This window comes from Pseudomonas sp. Root71, assembly GCF_001429045.1.
Classification (GTDB): domain Bacteria; phylum Pseudomonadota; class Gammaproteobacteria; order Pseudomonadales; family Pseudomonadaceae; genus Aquipseudomonas; species Aquipseudomonas monachiensis.
This window is the reverse complement of sequence record NZ_LMHY01000029.1, coordinates 569,252-583,986: the sequence shown is the minus strand read 5'-3', so window position 1 is coordinate 583,986 and position 14,735 is coordinate 569,252. Positions and strand designations below refer to the sequence as shown.

At 61.9% G+C, this 14,735-nt stretch carries 14 protein-coding genes; 9 read left to right on the top strand and 5 right to left on the bottom strand.

All coding sequences use genetic code 11. The features are described 5' to 3' along the window. Positions 1-83: 83 nt before the first annotated feature. Positions 84-632, top strand: a complete 549-nt coding sequence (locus ASD95_RS26485) for an RNA polymerase factor sigma-70 (RefSeq protein ID WP_056727062.1) — start codon at positions 84-86, stop codon at positions 630-632. 75 nt (positions 633-707) lie between these two features. Here the strand turns inward: ASD95_RS26485 and ASD95_RS26480 are convergent, their stop codons facing one another. The 3 genes from ASD95_RS26480 to ASD95_RS26470 form a co-directional block, all read right to left on the bottom strand. Continuing rightward, the gene (locus ASD95_RS26480) at positions 708-1,721 is read right to left on the bottom strand and encodes a GNAT family N-acetyltransferase (protein ID WP_056727063.1); all 1,014 of its coding nucleotides are present in this window, start codon (positions 1,719-1,721) and stop codon (positions 708-710) included. Between the two features lie 75 nt (positions 1,722-1,796). Then, complete coding sequence (locus ASD95_RS26475; RefSeq protein ID WP_056727064.1) at positions 1,797-2,615, bottom strand: substrate-binding periplasmic protein; 819 nt, start codon at positions 2,613-2,615, stop codon at positions 1,797-1,799. A 92-nt stretch (positions 2,616-2,707) separates the two neighbouring features. Continuing rightward, on the bottom strand, positions 2,708-3,334 hold the full coding sequence (locus ASD95_RS26470; RefSeq protein ID WP_056727065.1) for a TetR/AcrR family transcriptional regulator: 627 nt from the start codon (positions 3,332-3,334) through the stop codon (positions 2,708-2,710). Between the two features lie 178 nt (positions 3,335-3,512). On the opposite strand from ASD95_RS26470, the gene ASD95_RS26465 reads away from it, so the two are divergent. The 8 genes from ASD95_RS26465 (at position 3,513) to ppnP (ending at position 12,788) form a co-directional block, all read left to right on the top strand. Beyond that, on the top strand, positions 3,513-5,315 hold the full coding sequence (locus ASD95_RS26465) for an acyclic terpene utilization AtuA family protein (RefSeq protein WP_056727066.1): 1,803 nt from the start codon (positions 3,513-3,515) through the stop codon (positions 5,313-5,315). Between the two features lie 12 nt (positions 5,316-5,327). After that, a complete protein-coding gene (locus ASD95_RS26460) occupies positions 5,328-6,197 on the top strand; it encodes an SDR family oxidoreductase (protein WP_056727067.1) in 870 nt (289 codons plus the stop codon). A gap of 3 nt (positions 6,198-6,200) precedes the next feature. Next, on the top strand, positions 6,201-7,817 hold the full coding sequence (gene atuC / locus ASD95_RS26455; RefSeq protein ID WP_056727068.1) for a geranyl-CoA carboxylase subunit beta: 1,617 nt from the start codon (positions 6,201-6,203) through the stop codon (positions 7,815-7,817). Positions 7,818-7,842: 25 nt separating this feature from the next. Next, a complete protein-coding gene (gene atuD, locus ASD95_RS26450) occupies positions 7,843-9,000 on the top strand; it encodes a citronellyl-CoA dehydrogenase (RefSeq protein WP_056727069.1) in 1,158 nt (385 codons plus the stop codon). Then, positions 8,997-9,794 carry an enoyl-CoA hydratase/isomerase family protein gene (locus tag ASD95_RS26445; RefSeq protein ID WP_056727070.1) on the top strand — a complete coding sequence of 266 codons (798 nt, stop codon included), beginning with the start codon at positions 8,997-8,999 and terminating at the stop codon, positions 9,792-9,794. The genes atuD and ASD95_RS26445 overlap by 4 nt, the downstream gene beginning before the upstream one ends. Before the next feature lie 65 nt (positions 9,795-9,859). Beyond that, positions 9,860-11,821 carry an acetyl/propionyl/methylcrotonyl-CoA carboxylase subunit alpha gene (locus ASD95_RS26440; protein ID WP_056727071.1) on the top strand — a complete coding sequence of 654 codons (1,962 nt, stop codon included), beginning with the start codon at positions 9,860-9,862 and terminating at the stop codon, positions 11,819-11,821. A 70-nt stretch (positions 11,822-11,891) separates the two neighbouring features. Next, entirely contained in the window at positions 11,892-12,434 is a 543-nt protein-coding gene (locus ASD95_RS26435) for an exonuclease domain-containing protein (RefSeq protein WP_056727072.1), read from the top strand. Positions 12,435-12,503: 69 nt separating this feature from the next. Beyond that, entirely contained in the window at positions 12,504-12,788 is a 285-nt protein-coding gene (gene ppnP / locus ASD95_RS26430; RefSeq protein WP_007940055.1) for a pyrimidine/purine nucleoside phosphorylase, read from the top strand. Positions 12,789-12,870: 82 nt separating this feature from the next. On the opposite strand, the gene ASD95_RS26425 is transcribed toward ppnP, so the two are convergent. Then, positions 12,871-13,677, bottom strand: coding sequence for an MOSC domain-containing protein (locus tag ASD95_RS26425; RefSeq protein WP_056727073.1), 807 nt, complete (start codon positions 13,675-13,677; stop codon positions 12,871-12,873). Between the two features lie 98 nt (positions 13,678-13,775). Next, a complete protein-coding gene (locus tag ASD95_RS26420) occupies positions 13,776-14,711 on the bottom strand; it encodes a chemotaxis protein CheV (RefSeq protein WP_056727074.1) in 936 nt (311 codons plus the stop codon). Positions 14,712-14,735: the final 24 nt, after the last annotated feature.

The window sequence follows — 14,735 nt, the reverse complement described above, 5'->3', positions numbered from 1 at the left end:
GCCTAATTTGTCGCTCGATGTGTAGGACGGCCCCCCGGTTTTTTTCCCCGTCCCACTAACCTTTTGGCAGCAGGGTGATTTCCATGATGGAACCAGTATCCACAAGCAGGTGCGATACACCGCTACTTCAGGCATTCGTCGACAATCGACTGATCCTGGTGAAGATTGCAGCCCGAATTACCGGTTGCCGCTCACGTGCCGAAGATGTTGTGCAGGATGCTTTCTTCCGGCTGCAATCGGCCCCGCCCATCACCAGTTCGATCAAGGCCCAGCTCAGCTACCTGTTCCAGATCGTGCGCAACCTGGCGATCGACCATTACCGCAAGCAGGCGCTGGAGCAGAAGTATTCCGGTCCTGAAGAGGAAGGGCTGAATGTGGTGATCCAGGGCGCGTCCCCGGAAACGTCGCACATCAATTTCTCGACCCTGGAGCACATTGCCGATGCGTTGACCGAGTTGCCGAGCCGCACCCGCTACGCCTTCGAGATGTATCGCCTGCACGGCGTACCGCAAAAGGACATCGCCAAGGAACTCGGCGTCTCGCCAACCCTGGTGAACTTCATGATCCGTGATGCGTTGGTGCATTGCCGCAAGGTGTCGGGCAACCGGGGTGATATAGCTGCTCGCCAATAAGATCCAGGATCTGCATCGCGCCCTTCGCGAGCAAGCCTGAGACTCAAGACCACAACGAATCTTGAGTCTCAGGCTTCAAGCCAGTCTGCACCGATCAAAAAACCGCTCCCGCCCCAACACCATCAAGGCCGCGCGCTTGTGCGGGAAGTCGAACTCTTTCTCACAGTGAAAGCGCTGCTCCTGCATGTACCCGATCATCTTCGCGTTATCGGCACGGGGCTCGGCCACCACGCGCCGGGTGCGCGGATCATCGAGAAACAGGTAATGCACCAGCGCCGATAACCAACTCGCCACCTTGTGCGGGCCGCGGTGATTTTCTTCGCCCACCAGCATGTGAATGCCACGGTCGTAATCGCCGGCCTCATAGAAGGGTGCGATGCGATCTTCCTTGGCCCAGTAGACTTCGAAATAAGCGAAGGGCTGGTCGTCGAAACAACCGATCAGCGTCAGCGTGTGCGGGTCGGCTACGAGTTTGCTCAGGTATTGGCGATGCTGGTCGAGGCTGCCCTCCTCCTGCCAGAAACTCGCGACTCGCGGACTGTTCTGCCAGCGGTTGAAGCGTGCCAGGTCTTGCTCGATGTCCAGCGTGCGCAGGGAAACCCGGGCACCCAGCCGCGCATCGAAGCGTTGATACACTTCACCCCGGGGCTTGACCGGCCGCCGTGGGTGGCGCTTGCCGTCGGTGATGAGCATCTGCTGCGGGTAGCTGCCGGTCAGGGAATGCCCCAGCCACGGCGGCGGCAACTGCCAGAACACGGTGCGCTCGCAGTGATACTGGCCGCTGACGGGAGTCGGAATCAGCAGACCGCTGGACACGGCTTCGTCCGGCACCTCTTGCAGTTGCCAGGTCAGACGCTGACAGTCAGGGTCACGAGCGAACAGCCAGTAACAGGCCGTCCACAATGCCTGCCCTTCAGGGCGACTGAAGCGCTCCTCCAGTTGCACGTTCAACTCCCGGCCACGACTGAGCCGCAAGGCGGGCAACGGTTGCCCTTCCAGGCTGAGGCTCAGGCGGCAATCGGTTTCATCAGCGGCAAGACGACTGCCCGTCGGCAGACACAGGGCAGTCAGGTCATTGAGATTGGGCATGGGGCGGGCTCACGATAATCGTCGACAGTTCAACGAAGTGACGTGAGCCAGGGCGGGAAATTTAGCCAAAAACCGTCAATTGGCAACTTGGGGCGCCGGTGCATTGCGCTGGACCGGCACCAGCGCAATCTTGTACGGCTCGAAAATCTTCAACATCTGGCCGTTGTCCCGCAAGCCTTGCAACAACTTGCCGAATGCCTCGCCGCTGATGGGTGCGGTCGGACGCAGAATGGCGTAATGGTGATAGACCTGGTCGACGCGCTGGGACGCCAGCAAACTGCCGGCGACTTTTTCATTGCGCAGGAAGTAGTCGCTCAGGTACGAACGTGTGACCAGGGCAATGTCGGCCCGGTCGCGTAAAACCATCAGCAGATTGCTGTCATGGGAATAAGTCAGCGTGGCGTTGTAGTTTTTCGCGAGGTACAGAGGGTCGGCATTGAAGTTGGCGAACTCGTAGTGATAGCCGCTGAACAGTGCCAGGCGCTTGCCTTTCAGGTCGGCAAAATAGCTTTGCTGTCGATCGGGCAGGCGTTGCGCAACAAAAATCTCAGCGTCCTCCAGCCCCATGTCGACGGCCGTGTGGGGGATCTCTTCCCAACCCCAGGCGGGATTTTCGAAAATGGCCATGTCGACCCGGCCCTGCTTGAAATCACCGAAGCGCCGAGGAATGGAGGTGGGCACCAGGACAAACTGGTAGTCAGTTTGCGATGCATTCAGGGCCTCGACCAGTTGCGGCAGCAACCCGGTATCGGCCCCGGATTCCGGGCGCACGGTATAGGGCGGAAAGTGCGCGGCACCTATGCGCACCAGTTGCGCAGCCTGGGACGGTATCATCGTTGACGCCGTAAGCATCGCCAGCAAAAGCCGCGAGGCTGACCGAATTGGCGAACCCATCAAAACGCCCCACTCCCCAATAAAACGGTACCCATGCATTCAAGCTAGGCGGTTTCGACAAGTTAGCCAGTTTAATGCTGGCCAATACAAGCTTATTGCCGGTCTTCCAGCACCAGAATCAGCGCTTCATCGGCCAACTGATCGAGACTCATGCTGCCGCCGGCACGAAACCAGGTGGTGGTCCAGGACAATGCACCGGTCAGGAAGCGGCGGGTGATAAACACATCGCCACGGATAAACCCCGCGGACTTGGCTTCACCCAGCACTTGCAGCCAGATGTCTTCGTAGATGTCCCGCAGCGCCAGGACCTTGGCCTGGCCCTCTTCGGACAGCGAGCGCCATTCGTAGACCAGCACGGCCATGGCCTCACCGCTGCCGCCCATGATCGACTGCAACTCACAGCGAATCAGCGCAAGCACCTGCTCGCGCACACTGCCGGCCTCGGCGATGGCCGCACGCATCAACGCGGTGTTGTAGAGAATGGTCTCCTCCATCACGGCGCGCAGGATTCCGTCCTTGCTCTTGAAGTGATGGAAAATACTCCCGGACTGAATGCCCACGGCGCCGGCCAGGTCGCGCACGGTCGTGCGTTCATAGCCTTTATTGCGAAACAGGTGGGCCGCCACTTGCAGCAGCTTGCCACGGGCGCTGTCCGGGTCGGTCAGTTGGCCGTCGTCGACCAATTGGCGCATCACCCTCAGGGCTTTTTGCTCGTCCACCCGTTCTCTCCTACAGTCGTTCAATCAATAACGCCGATCCCCCCGAAAACAGTGGGGTTGCGCGGGCAATTTAAGCGCATGGATGCAACCAAGCAAGCGCTTGGGCAGAAGAAAATCAAGTCATTTACAAACCAAGCGCTTGCTTGGTAATGTCGACGCACTTCGGTTGGAGGTGGCTATGGAATGGACTGCGCCTAAAACAATTCGCATCGGTTGCGCCAGCGCCTTCTGGGGCGATACCTCGACCGCTGCCGCGCAACTGGTCGAACACGGGCATCTGGACTATCTGGTCTTCGATTACCTGGCCGAAATCACCCTGTCGATCATGGCCGGCGCGCGAATGAAAGATCCCCAGGCCGGCTATGCGGGCGACTTCATCGAAGTGCTCGCGCCCTTGCTGGGGCAGCTCGCGCAGCAGAACATCCGGGTCATCAGCAATGCCGGCGGGGTCAACCCCCAAGCCTGCGCCGCCGCCCTGCAAGCGGCCTGCGACAAGGCCGGGGTGGCGCTGAAGATCGCCGTGCTGCTGGGTGACGATCTGCAGCCGCAATTCAAACAGCTGGGCAACCTGGGCATTCGTGAAATGTTCAGCGGCGCGCCCCTGCCATCGATGTGCGTCTCGACCAATGCCTACCTCGGCGCACCCGGCATTGTCGAAGCCCTGCGCCTGGGGGCGGACATCGTGATCACCGGGCGCGTGGTCGACAGTGCGGTGGTCAGCGCCGCGCTGGTGCATGAGTTCGGCTGGTCGTGGCATGACTACGACAAGCTCGCCCAGGCGGCACTGGCCGGGCACATCATCGAATGCGGCGCCCAGTGCACGGGCGGCAACTTCACCGACTGGCGCGCCGTGCCCGACTACGAACACATCGGTTTTCCCATCGTCGAAGTCAGCGCCGACAGCCAGTTCATCGTCAGCAAACCTGAAGGTACGGGCGGGCTGGTCACGCCGCTGACGGTGGGTGAACAGATGCTGTATGAAATCGGTGACCCTCGCGCATACCTGCTGCCCGACGTGGTGTGCGATTTCACTCAGGTCAAACTGCTGCAACAGGGCAGGAACGCGGTGCAGGTGCACGGCGCCAAAGGCCTGCCGCCGACCGCTCAATACAAGGTCAGCGCCACGTACCCCGATGGTTTCCGCTGCACCGCCAGTTGCCTGATCGCCGGCATCGATGCCGTCGACAAGGCGCGACGGGTCGGTGATGCGATCATCAACAAGACCTCGGAAATGTTCCGCCAGCGCGGCTGGGCGCCTTACAGCGACGTGAGTATCGAGTTGCTGGGCAGCGAGGCCACCTACGGCCCCCACGGCCAGCGCCATGACAGCCGCGAAGTGGTGATCAAACTCGCGGTGCGTCATCCGGACAAGCAGGCATTGATCGTGTTCTCCAGGGAAATCGCCCAGGCCGCCACCGGCATGGCGCCGGGGCTGACCGGCATTGTCGGTGGCCGGCCGACGGTGTATCCGCTGATCCGGCTGTTCTCGTTCCTGATCGACAAAACCGCCTGCACGCTGGACATTGATTTCATGGGCCAGCGCCACCCGTGTGCCCTGCCCGCCCTCGATGTGCTCGACCCGCTGAACCTGCCAGCCCCGCTCGCGCCGCCGAAACCGCTTGGCCTGGCCGACGCCAGCGTGGCCCTGGTCAAACTGGCGGTTGCACGCTCGGGCGACAAGGGTAACCACAGCAATATCGGCGTCATGGCCCGCGAGCCGGAATTCCTGCCATGGATTGCCGAGGCCTTGACCCCGGAAGTGATCGTCGACTGGATGGGCCACGTCCTCGACCCCATCCACGGGCGGGTCGAACGCTGGTACTTGCCGGCCAGCCACAGCCTGAATTTCCTGCTGGAAAACGCCCTCGGCGGCGGCGGTGTCGCCAGCCTGCGCATCGATCCGCAAGGCAAGGCCTTCGCCCAGCAACTGCTGGAAATCCAGATCCCGGTGCCGCAGCGCATCGCCGACCAGTTCAACTAGAGGATTGCCGCCATGGCCTACGATTCGATTTTCAAAGCCGATTTGTTTGCCGGCCAAAACATCATCGTCACCGGTGGTGGCAGTGGCATCGGCCGCTGCACCGCCCACGAACTGGCGGCCCTCGGCGCCCATGTGCTGCTGGTCGGGCGCAAGGCCGACAAACTGAAAACCGTTGCGGCGGAGATCGCCGACGACGGTGGCAAGGCCGATTGGGCGGTTTGCGATATCCGCGAGGAAGAATCGGTAGAGCACCTGGTCAGCGAATTGATCCGCAAGCATGGCCCCATTCATGGCCTGGTCAACAATGCAGGCGGGCAGTACCCGTCGCCCTTGGCCTCGATCAATCAGAAGGGTTTCGAAACCGTGATGCGCACCAATCTGGTAGGCGGTTTCCTGATGGCCCGGGAAGTGTTCAACCAGTCCATGAGCAAGCACGGCGGCGCCATCGTCAACATGCTCGCCGACATGTGGGGTGGCATGCCAGGTATGGGCCACTCCGGTGCGGCACGTTCGGGCATGGATAACCTGACCAAGACTGCCGCGTACGAATGGGGTCATGCCGGGGTGCGGGTCAACGCCGTGGCGCCGGGGTGGATTGCCTCCAGCGGCATGGACACCTACGAAGGCGCCTTCAAGGCCGTGATCCCGACCTTGCGCGAACATGTGCCGCTCAAGCGCATCGGCACCGAATCGGAAGTCAGCGCGGCGATTGTTTTCTTGCTCAGCCCGGCAGCGGCGTTTGTCAGCGGCAGCACCTTGCGCATCGATGGCGCCGCCAGCCTCGGCGGCCGCGCCTGGCCGATCCACAAGGCGACCAACAGCGAGTCGTACAACGGTTTCCACCGCGCCTACATACCAGACGTGTTGAAGGACAAGGAATAACCCATGCCGGTGATTCAGTCGTTACTCGATCCCCATAGCGAGCCGTTCGCCCAGAACCGTGCGGCGATGCTGAGCGCCATCGAGCAAGTTCGCGTGCTCGAACAGAACCTGCTGAACAAGGCGGCCGAAGCCAGGCCGAAGTTCGAAAAGCGCGGCCAGTTGCTGCCTCGCGAGCGCCTCAATCTGCTGCTGGATCCCGGCGCGCCGTTTCTTGAGCTGGCGAGCCTGGCCGGCTACAAGCTGCATGACGACAAGGACGGCAGCTGCGCCGGTGGCGGCTTGATCGCCGGGATCGGCTATGTATCCGGTGTACGTGTGTTGGTAGTCGCCAACAACAGCGCGATCAGGGGCGGGACCATCTCCCCCAGCGGCTTGAAGAAATCCCTGCGCCTGCAACAGATCGCCATGGAAAACAAACTGCCGGTGATCACCCTCGCCGAAAGTGGCGGCGCCAATCTCAATTACGCGGCGGAGATTTTCGTCGAAGGCGCGCGCAGCTTTGCCAATCAGGCGCGGATGTCGGCCATGGGCTTGCCGCAAGTCACCGTGGTGCATGGCTCGGCCACGGCGGGCGGCGCCTATCAGCCGGGGCTGTCGGATTACGTGGTGGTGGTACGCGGCAAGGCCAAGCTGTTTCTCGCAGGTCCCCCACTGCTCAAGGCCGCCACCGGCGAAGTCGCCACCGATGAAGAACTGGGCGGTGCCGAGATGCACGCACAAACCGCCGGCACCGCCGAATACCTGGCTGAAAACGACGCCGACGGCGTGCGCCAGGTACGCGAGATCGTCAGCTTGCTGCCGTGGAACGAACAACTGCCCCCACTCCCCGAACGTCGCTGGGAGGAGCCGCTCTACCCCATCGACGAGTTGCTGGGCCTGATCCCGGATGACTCGAAAAAACCCTACGACGTGCGCGAAATCATCGCCCGTCTCGCCGACGCTTCGAACTTTCTTGAATTCAAGGGCGAGTTCGATCAGCAGACTGTGTGCGGTCATCTGAAAATTCAGGGCCGCGCCTGTGGCTTCATCGGCAACAACGGCCCGATCACGCCAAAAGGCGCGAGCAAGGCCGCGCAGTTCATCCAGCTGTGCGACCAGAGCCAGACACCGCTGCTGTTTTTCCACAACACCACCGGGTTCATGGTCGGCACCGAATCGGAGCAGCAAGGCGTGATCAAACACGGTGCGAAGATGATTCAGGCGGTGGCCAACGCCCGGGTGCCAAAGCTGACCATCGTCGTCGGTGGTTCCTACGGCGCGGGCAACTATGCGATGTGCGGACGCGGCCTCGACCCGCGCTTCATCTTCGCCTGGCCCAACAGCCGCACCGCCGTGATGGGCGGCGCGCAAGCGGGCAAGGTGCTGCGCATCGTCACCGAGGCCAAACAGGCCAAGGACGGCCTGGTGCCCGACCCGAAAATGCTCGACATGCTCGAACAGGTGACCGCGCAGAAACTCGACAGCCAGTCCACGGCGCTCTACGGCAGCGCCAACCTGTGGGACGACGGTTTGATCGACCCGCGCGATACCCGGACCTTGCTGGGTTATCTGCTGGATATCTGTCACGAGGCCGAAGTGCGGCCTCTGCAAACCAACAGCTTTGGTGTGGCGCGGTTCTAAGCCGACTAACAGGAGAACAATAAAAATGATCTTCACCCAGGAACACGAAGCACTGCGCCGCACCGTGCGCCAGTTCGTCGAGCACGAGATCAACCCCCACGTCGATGAGTGGGAAAAGGCCGGGCGCTTCCCCATCCACGACATCTTTCGCAAGGCCGGCGACCTCGGCTTGCTGGGCATTTCCAAACCGGAAAAATTCGGCGGCATGGGGCTCGACTACAGCTATTCGATCGTCGCCGCCGAAGAGTTCGGCACTATCCGTTGCGGCGGCATTCCGATGTCCATCGGCGTGCAGACCGACATGTGCACCCCAGCGCTGGCACGGTTCGGTTCCGATGAGCTACGCGAGCAATTCCTGCGCCCGGCCATCAGCGGCGAACAGGTCGGCTGCATCGGCGTCTCCGAAGTCGACGCCGGTTCCGATGTGGCCGGGCTGAAAACCACCGCGCGCAAGGACGGCGACGACTACGTGATCAACGGTAGCAAGATGTGGATCACCAACTCGCCGAGCGCCGACTTCATCTGCCTGCTGGCCAACACCTCGGACGACAAGCCGCACATCAACAAGTCGCTGATCATGGTGCCGATGAACACACCGGGCATCAGCTTGAGCTCGCACCTGGACAAGCTCGGCATGCGCAGCTCGGAAACCGCCCAGGTATTTTTCGACAACGTGCGCGTGCCGCAGCGCAACCGCATCGGCCATGAAGGCGCGGGGTTCATGATGCAGATGCTGCAATTCCAGGAGGAACGCCTGTTCGGCGCGGCCAACATGATCAAGGGCCTGGAGTACTGCGTCGACAGCACCATCGAATACTGCAAGGAACGCAAGACCTTCGGCAACGCGCTGATCGACAATCAGGTGATCCACTTCCGCCTGGCGGAACTGCAAACCGAAATCGAATGCCTGCGAGCGCTGGTCTATCAGGCTACCGAGCAATACATCAAAGGCCAGGACGTCACGCGCCTGGCCTCCATGGCCAAGCTCAAGGCCGGGCGGCTGGGCCGCGAAGTCAGTGACAGTTGCCTGCAATACTGGGGCGGCATGGGCTTCATGTGGGACAACCCGGTGGCCCGGGCTTACCGCGATGTACGGCTGGTGTCGATCGGCGGCGGCGCCGACGAAATCATGCTGGGGATCATCTGCAAACTCATGGGCATTCTGCCGGGGAAAAAGAAATGAACAACCTGCCGGTTTGCCAGACTTTGCTGCTGGAACTGCACAACGGCGTGTTGCACATCACCCTCAACCGCCCGGAATGCCGCAATGCGATGAGCTTGCAGATGGTCGCCGAGTTACGCTCGGTGCTGGCCGCGGTACGCGATAAACCCGGGGTTCGCGCACTGGTGATCGGCGGCGTCGGCGGGCACTTCTGTGCCGGCGGCGACCTCAAGGACATGGCCAATGCCCGCGCTCAAGGCCCAACTGCGCACCGGGACCTGAACCGGGTGTTCGGCGCGCTATTGCAGGAGGTGCAACACGCACCGCAAGTGGTGATTACTGTGCTGCAGGGCGCGGTACTCGGCGGCGGTCTCGGCCTGGCCTGTGTCAGCGATATCGCCATGGCCGATCATCAGGCGCAATTCGGCCTGCCGGAAACCAGCCTCGGCCTGCTGCCGGCGCAGATAGCGCCATTCGTGGTGCAACGCATCGGCTTGACCCAGACCCGGCGCCTGGCCCTGACGGCGGCACGTTTTGATGGTACTCAGGCACGGCGCATGGGGCTGGTGCATTTTGTCGAGCATGATCCGCAGGCACTGGCCGAACGGCTCGACGAGGTGTTGGCCCATGTGTTGTGTTGCGCGCCGGGGGCGAATGCGGTGACCAAGAAACTCTTGCTGGCCAGTGCCGGACAGCCGTCGGATGAGTCGCTTGATCAAGCGGCTGAATGGTTCAGCGAAGCGGTGACCGGAGCCGAAGGCATCGAGGGAACGATGGCCTTCTTGCAAAAACGCAAACCGGGGTGGGCCTCTTAAAAGCTTCGCGAGCGTGCTCACGATGAGGCCCGACCAGACACCGCTAAAATTCAGAGAGCCTAACCATGCCCGGACTCAAAAAAATCCTCATCGCCAACCGCGGTGAAATCGCCTGCCGCATCCAGCGCACGGCCCAGGCACTGGGCTATCGCACCGTCGCCGTGTTCAGCGATGCCGACGCCGATGCGCTGCACGTGCGGATGGCCGACGAGGCGGTCAAGCTCGGCCCGGCCCCGGTGCAACAGTCTTACCTGAACATCCCGGCCATCCTCGACGCAACCCGGCGCACAGGCGCGGATGCGATCCATCCGGGCTACGGCTTCCTCTCGGAAAACGCCGGGTTTGCCCTCGCGTGCAGGGATGCCGGCATCACCTTCATCGGCCCCAGCCCCGAGGCCATCGAACTGATGGGCAGCAAGCGCCTGTCGAAGATCGCCATGATCGAAGCCGGTGTGCCCTGCATCAACGGTTATCAAGGCGCCGAACAGGACGACGCCACCCTGAGCCGCGAAGCCGAGCGCATCGGCTATCCCTTGATGATCAAGGCCAGCGCCGGCGGCGGTGGACGCGGCATGCGCCTGGTGCACGACGCCAGCGACTTGCTGGAACAGATTCGCACCGCGCGCTCCGAAGCCTTGAACGGTTTTGGCAGCGCTGAACTGATTCTCGAACAGGCACTCATCGAACCCCGCCACGTCGAGATCCAGTTGTTCGGTGACCGGCATGGCAACTTGATTTACCTCGGCGAGCGCGATTGCTCGGTGCAGCGCCGGCATCAGAAAGTCATTGAGGAGGCGCCCTGCCCGGTGATGACCGCTGAGCTGCGCCAGGCCATGGGCGAAGCGGCGCTCAAGGCCGGGCGAGCGGTGAAGTACGTGGGCGCGGGCACCGTGGAGTTTTTGCTGGATGCGCGTGGGCAGTTCTATTTCCTGGAGATGAACACCCGGCTGCAAGTGGAGCACCCGGTGACCGAACTGATCACCGGGCTGGACCTGGTGGCCTGGCAACTGAACATCGCCGAAGGGCAACCGCTGCCCTTGCGCCAGGAACAGGTGCAACTCACAGGCCACGCCATGGAAGTGCGCCTGTATGCCGAAGACCCGGCCCAAGGCTTCTTGCCGCAAACCGGGCGAGTCGTGGCCTGGGAGCCGGCATTGCAGGACGGTGTGCGGATCGACCACGGACTGATCGAAGGCCAGGTCATCAGTCCCTTCTACGACCCGATGCTCGGCAAGCTCATCGCTCACGGTGCCACCCGCGAAGAAGCCCGGCGCAAATTGCTGCGGGCGGTACAAGACAGCGTGCTGCTGGGGCTGCAAAGCAATCAACGCCTGCTTGCCAGCCTGCTGGAACACCCGCAGTTCGCTGGTGGAGATTTCAGTACCGGTTTCATCGCGCAGCATTTCGCCGACCACGCCTGCCTGCATCCCGAGCCCCCAAACGCGCAGCACTTGGCCATCGCCGCCGCCCTGTTCTATCAGGCGGCGGCACAGGCTCACCCGGCCCCGCTTGGCGGTTGGCGCAACAACGCCAGCGTGCCGCTGCACTATCGCATCGGCCTTGAGGATCGGGACTGGCCGGTAGCGTTGCAGGCGATCCCGGGCCAGCCGTTGTGCATTCAGGTCGCCGAGCGCAGCCTCGAACTGAAGATCATCCACAGCGACGGACGCTGGGTCAGCCTGGAAATCGAAGGCGTTCGCCAACGCCACGCTTATCGCCTGGAGGCCGGGCGCCTCTGGCTGTTTACCCGGCCGGGCAGTCTGCAGTTCGTGGATCGCACTCAGGCGCAGGTTACCGGCCAGGCCAGTGTCAGCTCCGGCACCCTCAAGGCACCGATGGACGGGGCGATTGTCGACGTTCTGGTCAACGAAGGCAGCAAAGTGACCAAGGGCCAACTGCTGGTGGTACTGGAGGCGATGAAAATGGAGCACCCATTGAAATCAGGCATCGACGGTGTGCTCAAACGCTTGCAGGTCAAAGTCGGGGATCAGGTGAAAAACCGGCAGATTCTGTTGGAGGTCGAATAAGGCGCTAGGCGGAACCGCCGGGTTTGGCTACGCTCAAACCCTACAGGACGCGGATATCAGGAACCCTGCAATGCCTCATTGGCTGGTCATTGATCTGGAGGCCACCACCGATGAGGGTGGATGGCCCGTAACAGATATGGAAATCATTGAAATCGGCGCCACCCTGGTGGACCGCAAGGGACGTGAACTGGACCACTTCCAGCGCTTCGTCCGGCCTTTGCGACGGCCGTTACTGACGCCGTTCTGCCGCGAGCTGACGCACATCACCCAAGCCAACATCGATGCCGCACAACCGCTGGGCGAAGTCTGGCCGGCGTTTGAGCGCTGGCTTGGCCATCACCACACACGACTGGAAGGCTGGGTCAGCTGGGGCGATTACGATCGCAAACAACTGCTTCAGGAGTGGCAGCGCCTAGGACTCGCCAGCGTGCTGGCCAACGTGCCGCACATGAACCTCAAACAGCGCTTTGCCAAGGCCCGACGCCTGGAACGCCCGCTGGGGCTCAACGGCGCCCTGCAACTGGCCGGCCTGCAGTTCACCGGCCAGCAACACCGGGCGCTGGAGGATGCGCGCAATACCGCGCGCCTGCTGCCGCTGGTTCTTCCGCTTTAGACAGGTGACGACTCCCGGGGCCTTGTGCATACTGGCCGGCCCTTTTTAGCCCTTTTCGAGGAATCGCCCATGTTTAAAGTCAACGAGTACTTCGACGGCACCGTCAAGTCGATCGCCTTTGGCACCGCAGAAGGTCCAGCGACCATCGGCGTCATGGCACCGGGCGAGTACGAATTCGGCACCAGCCAGCGTGAAATCATGCACGTGGTCAGCGGCGCATTGACCGTCAAGTTGCCAGACAGCAGCGACTGGGAAACCTTCGCCGCCGGCAGCCAGTTCAACGTACCGGCCAACAGCAAGTTCCAGCTGAAAGTCGCCGTCGACACCGCTTACCTGTGCGAATACCGCGGTTAAGCCTGCGGGGCCTGCACCAAAAAGTCGCCGCAATAAAAATGCCCGTGTTTTTCGACACGGGCATTTTTTATTCTGCGCAAAGTTACTCGAGGATCTCCACCGGCATGCCGACTTCGAGTCGACCGTTGCTATCGTTGACCAGGTTCTGGCCGAACATTGCCCCGTCCGCCTGGGCACGGTATTTCTGCAAGGTGGCCAAGGGTTCGCGGTCGTCGCTGCGCTCCCCGGTCTGCGGGTCGATGGTGGTCAGGATGCAGCGTGAACAGGACTTGACCACGCGGAACTCGACTTCGCCGATACGGATACGCTTCCAGCCATCCTCGGCGAACGCCTCACTGCCTTCGATCACCAGGTTCGGCCGGAAACGCAGCATCTCCAACGGACGCCCGACCCGTTGCGACAAATCCGCGAGAGAGGCCTGGCCAATCAGCAACAGCGGATAGCCATCGGCGAACGCCACCTGGTCGTCATCCTTGCCGTAGCCAGCCTCCGTCATCCGCGCCCGATCCAGCGGCACTTGCACCAGGCGTGTCGGTTTGCCGATGAATCGGCTGACCCAGGCTCCTGCTTCATCGCCTGCATCAGGGACTCGCAAGGTATCGCGCCAGATCGTCACGCCACGCAACTCTGCATCGTTACCGGGCAAGGCAATGTCGATCGGCGAATGGCCAGGCGCGCTGAGGGTCAAGCCACCTTCGGCATTCCACAGTGCCGACAACTGGCTCATCTGCGCTACCGCACGCTGGGTCAGGAAGCGCCCGCTGGCCTCGTCCACCAGCATCCAGCGGCGATCGCCGTCCAGCCCAAGCTTATCCAGACCGATCGCTTGCAAGGTCTCGCCCTTGGCGGACTTCAACGGATAACGATACAGCGCGCTCAGTCGCAACATGGCCACTCCCTGTCAGGTAAAAACGCCACCCTATACGAGCTTTACGGCCGAATCAAAGGCTGACGAGCAAACACTGCCCCGGTGGGGGGCAGGCCTGATCAGGCCGGTACTTCGTCAAGCATCAGGCGCTGGCGAACCACGTCGACGAGTTTGTCCGGCTGGAATTTGGAAAGGAAATTGTCGCAACCGACCTTTTTCACCATCGAGTCGTTGAAGCTGCCGGACAGCGAGGTGTGCAGCACCACGTACAAGCCGCGCAGGCGCGGGTCGTTGCGAATTTCGGTGGTCAGGCGATAGCCATCCATTTCCGGCATTTCCGCATCGGTGAAGACCATCAGCAGTTTTTCGGTCATGTCCACGCCGGTATCAGCCCAGGCCTTGAGCATGTTCAAGGCCTTCAACCCGTCGCTGGCGATGTGCATCTTCACACCCAGTTGTCCCAGGGTATCGCGCAATTGCGTCAGGGCCACGTTGGAGTCATCCACCAGCAGCACCTCACGGCCACGGGCACGTTCCAGCACCGGATCTTCGAGCTTGGCGCGGGAGACCTTGGCGTTGTAAGGGACGATCTCGGCCAGGACCTTTTCGACGTCGATGATTTCCACCAATTGGTCATCGACCTTGCTGATGGCCGTCAGGTAGTGCTGGCGGCCGGCACTGCTCGGGGGCGGCAGGATGGCTTCCCAGTTCATGTTGACGATCCGGTCCACGCCACCGACCAGGAAGGCCTGAACCGAACGGTTGTATTCGGTGACGATAATCGTGCTGCCTGGCCCCGGCACCAACGGGCGCATGCCGATGGCCTGGGACAGGTCGATCACCGGCAGGGTCTGGCCACGCAGGTTGACCACGCCGCACACAAACGGATGGCGCTGCGGCATCAGCGTCAACTTTGGCAGTTGCAGGACTTCCTGCACTTTAAAGACGTTGATCGCGAACAATTGCCGTCCGGCGAGCCGGAACATGAGAATTTCCAGGCGATTCTCACCCACCAGTTGCGTGCGTTGGTCTACCGTGTCGAGAATGCCGGCCATCAATGACTCCAGGTCTTGTTCGGA

What these genes read in the sequence shown, in the direction of transcription:
- ASD95_RS26440 (WP_056727071.1), top strand. Translation starts at nt 9,860, where the DNA reads ATGCCCGGACTCAAAAAAATCCTCATCGCCAACCGCGGTGAAATCGCC.
- ASD95_RS26480 (WP_056727063.1), bottom strand. Translation starts at nt 1,721, where the DNA reads ATGCCCAATCTCAATGACCTGACTGCCCTGTGTCTGCCGACGGGCAGT.
- ASD95_RS26460 (WP_056727067.1), top strand. Translation starts at nt 5,328, where the DNA reads ATGGCCTACGATTCGATTTTCAAAGCCGATTTGTTTGCCGGCCAAAAC.
- ASD95_RS26445 (WP_056727070.1), top strand. Translation starts at nt 8,997, where the DNA reads ATGAACAACCTGCCGGTTTGCCAGACTTTGCTGCTGGAACTGCACAAC.
- ASD95_RS26475 (WP_056727064.1), bottom strand. Translation starts at nt 2,615, where the DNA reads ATGGGTTCGCCAATTCGGTCAGCCTCGCGGCTTTTGCTGGCGATGCTT.
- ppnP (WP_007940055.1), top strand. Translation starts at nt 12,504, where the DNA reads ATGTTTAAAGTCAACGAGTACTTCGACGGCACCGTCAAGTCGATCGCC.
- ASD95_RS26420 (WP_056727074.1), bottom strand. Translation starts at nt 14,711, where the DNA reads ATGGCCGGCATTCTCGACACGGTAGACCAACGCACGCAACTGGTGGGT.
- atuC (WP_056727068.1), top strand. Translation starts at nt 6,201, where the DNA reads ATGCCGGTGATTCAGTCGTTACTCGATCCCCATAGCGAGCCGTTCGCC.
- ASD95_RS26425 (WP_056727073.1), bottom strand. Translation starts at nt 13,677, where the DNA reads ATGTTGCGACTGAGCGCGCTGTATCGTTATCCGTTGAAGTCCGCCAAG.
- ASD95_RS26465 (WP_056727066.1), top strand. Translation starts at nt 3,513, where the DNA reads ATGGAATGGACTGCGCCTAAAACAATTCGCATCGGTTGCGCCAGCGCC.
- atuD (WP_056727069.1), top strand. Translation starts at nt 7,843, where the DNA reads ATGATCTTCACCCAGGAACACGAAGCACTGCGCCGCACCGTGCGCCAG.
- ASD95_RS26485 (WP_056727062.1), top strand. Translation starts at nt 84, where the DNA reads ATGATGGAACCAGTATCCACAAGCAGGTGCGATACACCGCTACTTCAG.
- ASD95_RS26435 (WP_056727072.1), top strand. Translation starts at nt 11,892, where the DNA reads ATGCCTCATTGGCTGGTCATTGATCTGGAGGCCACCACCGATGAGGGT.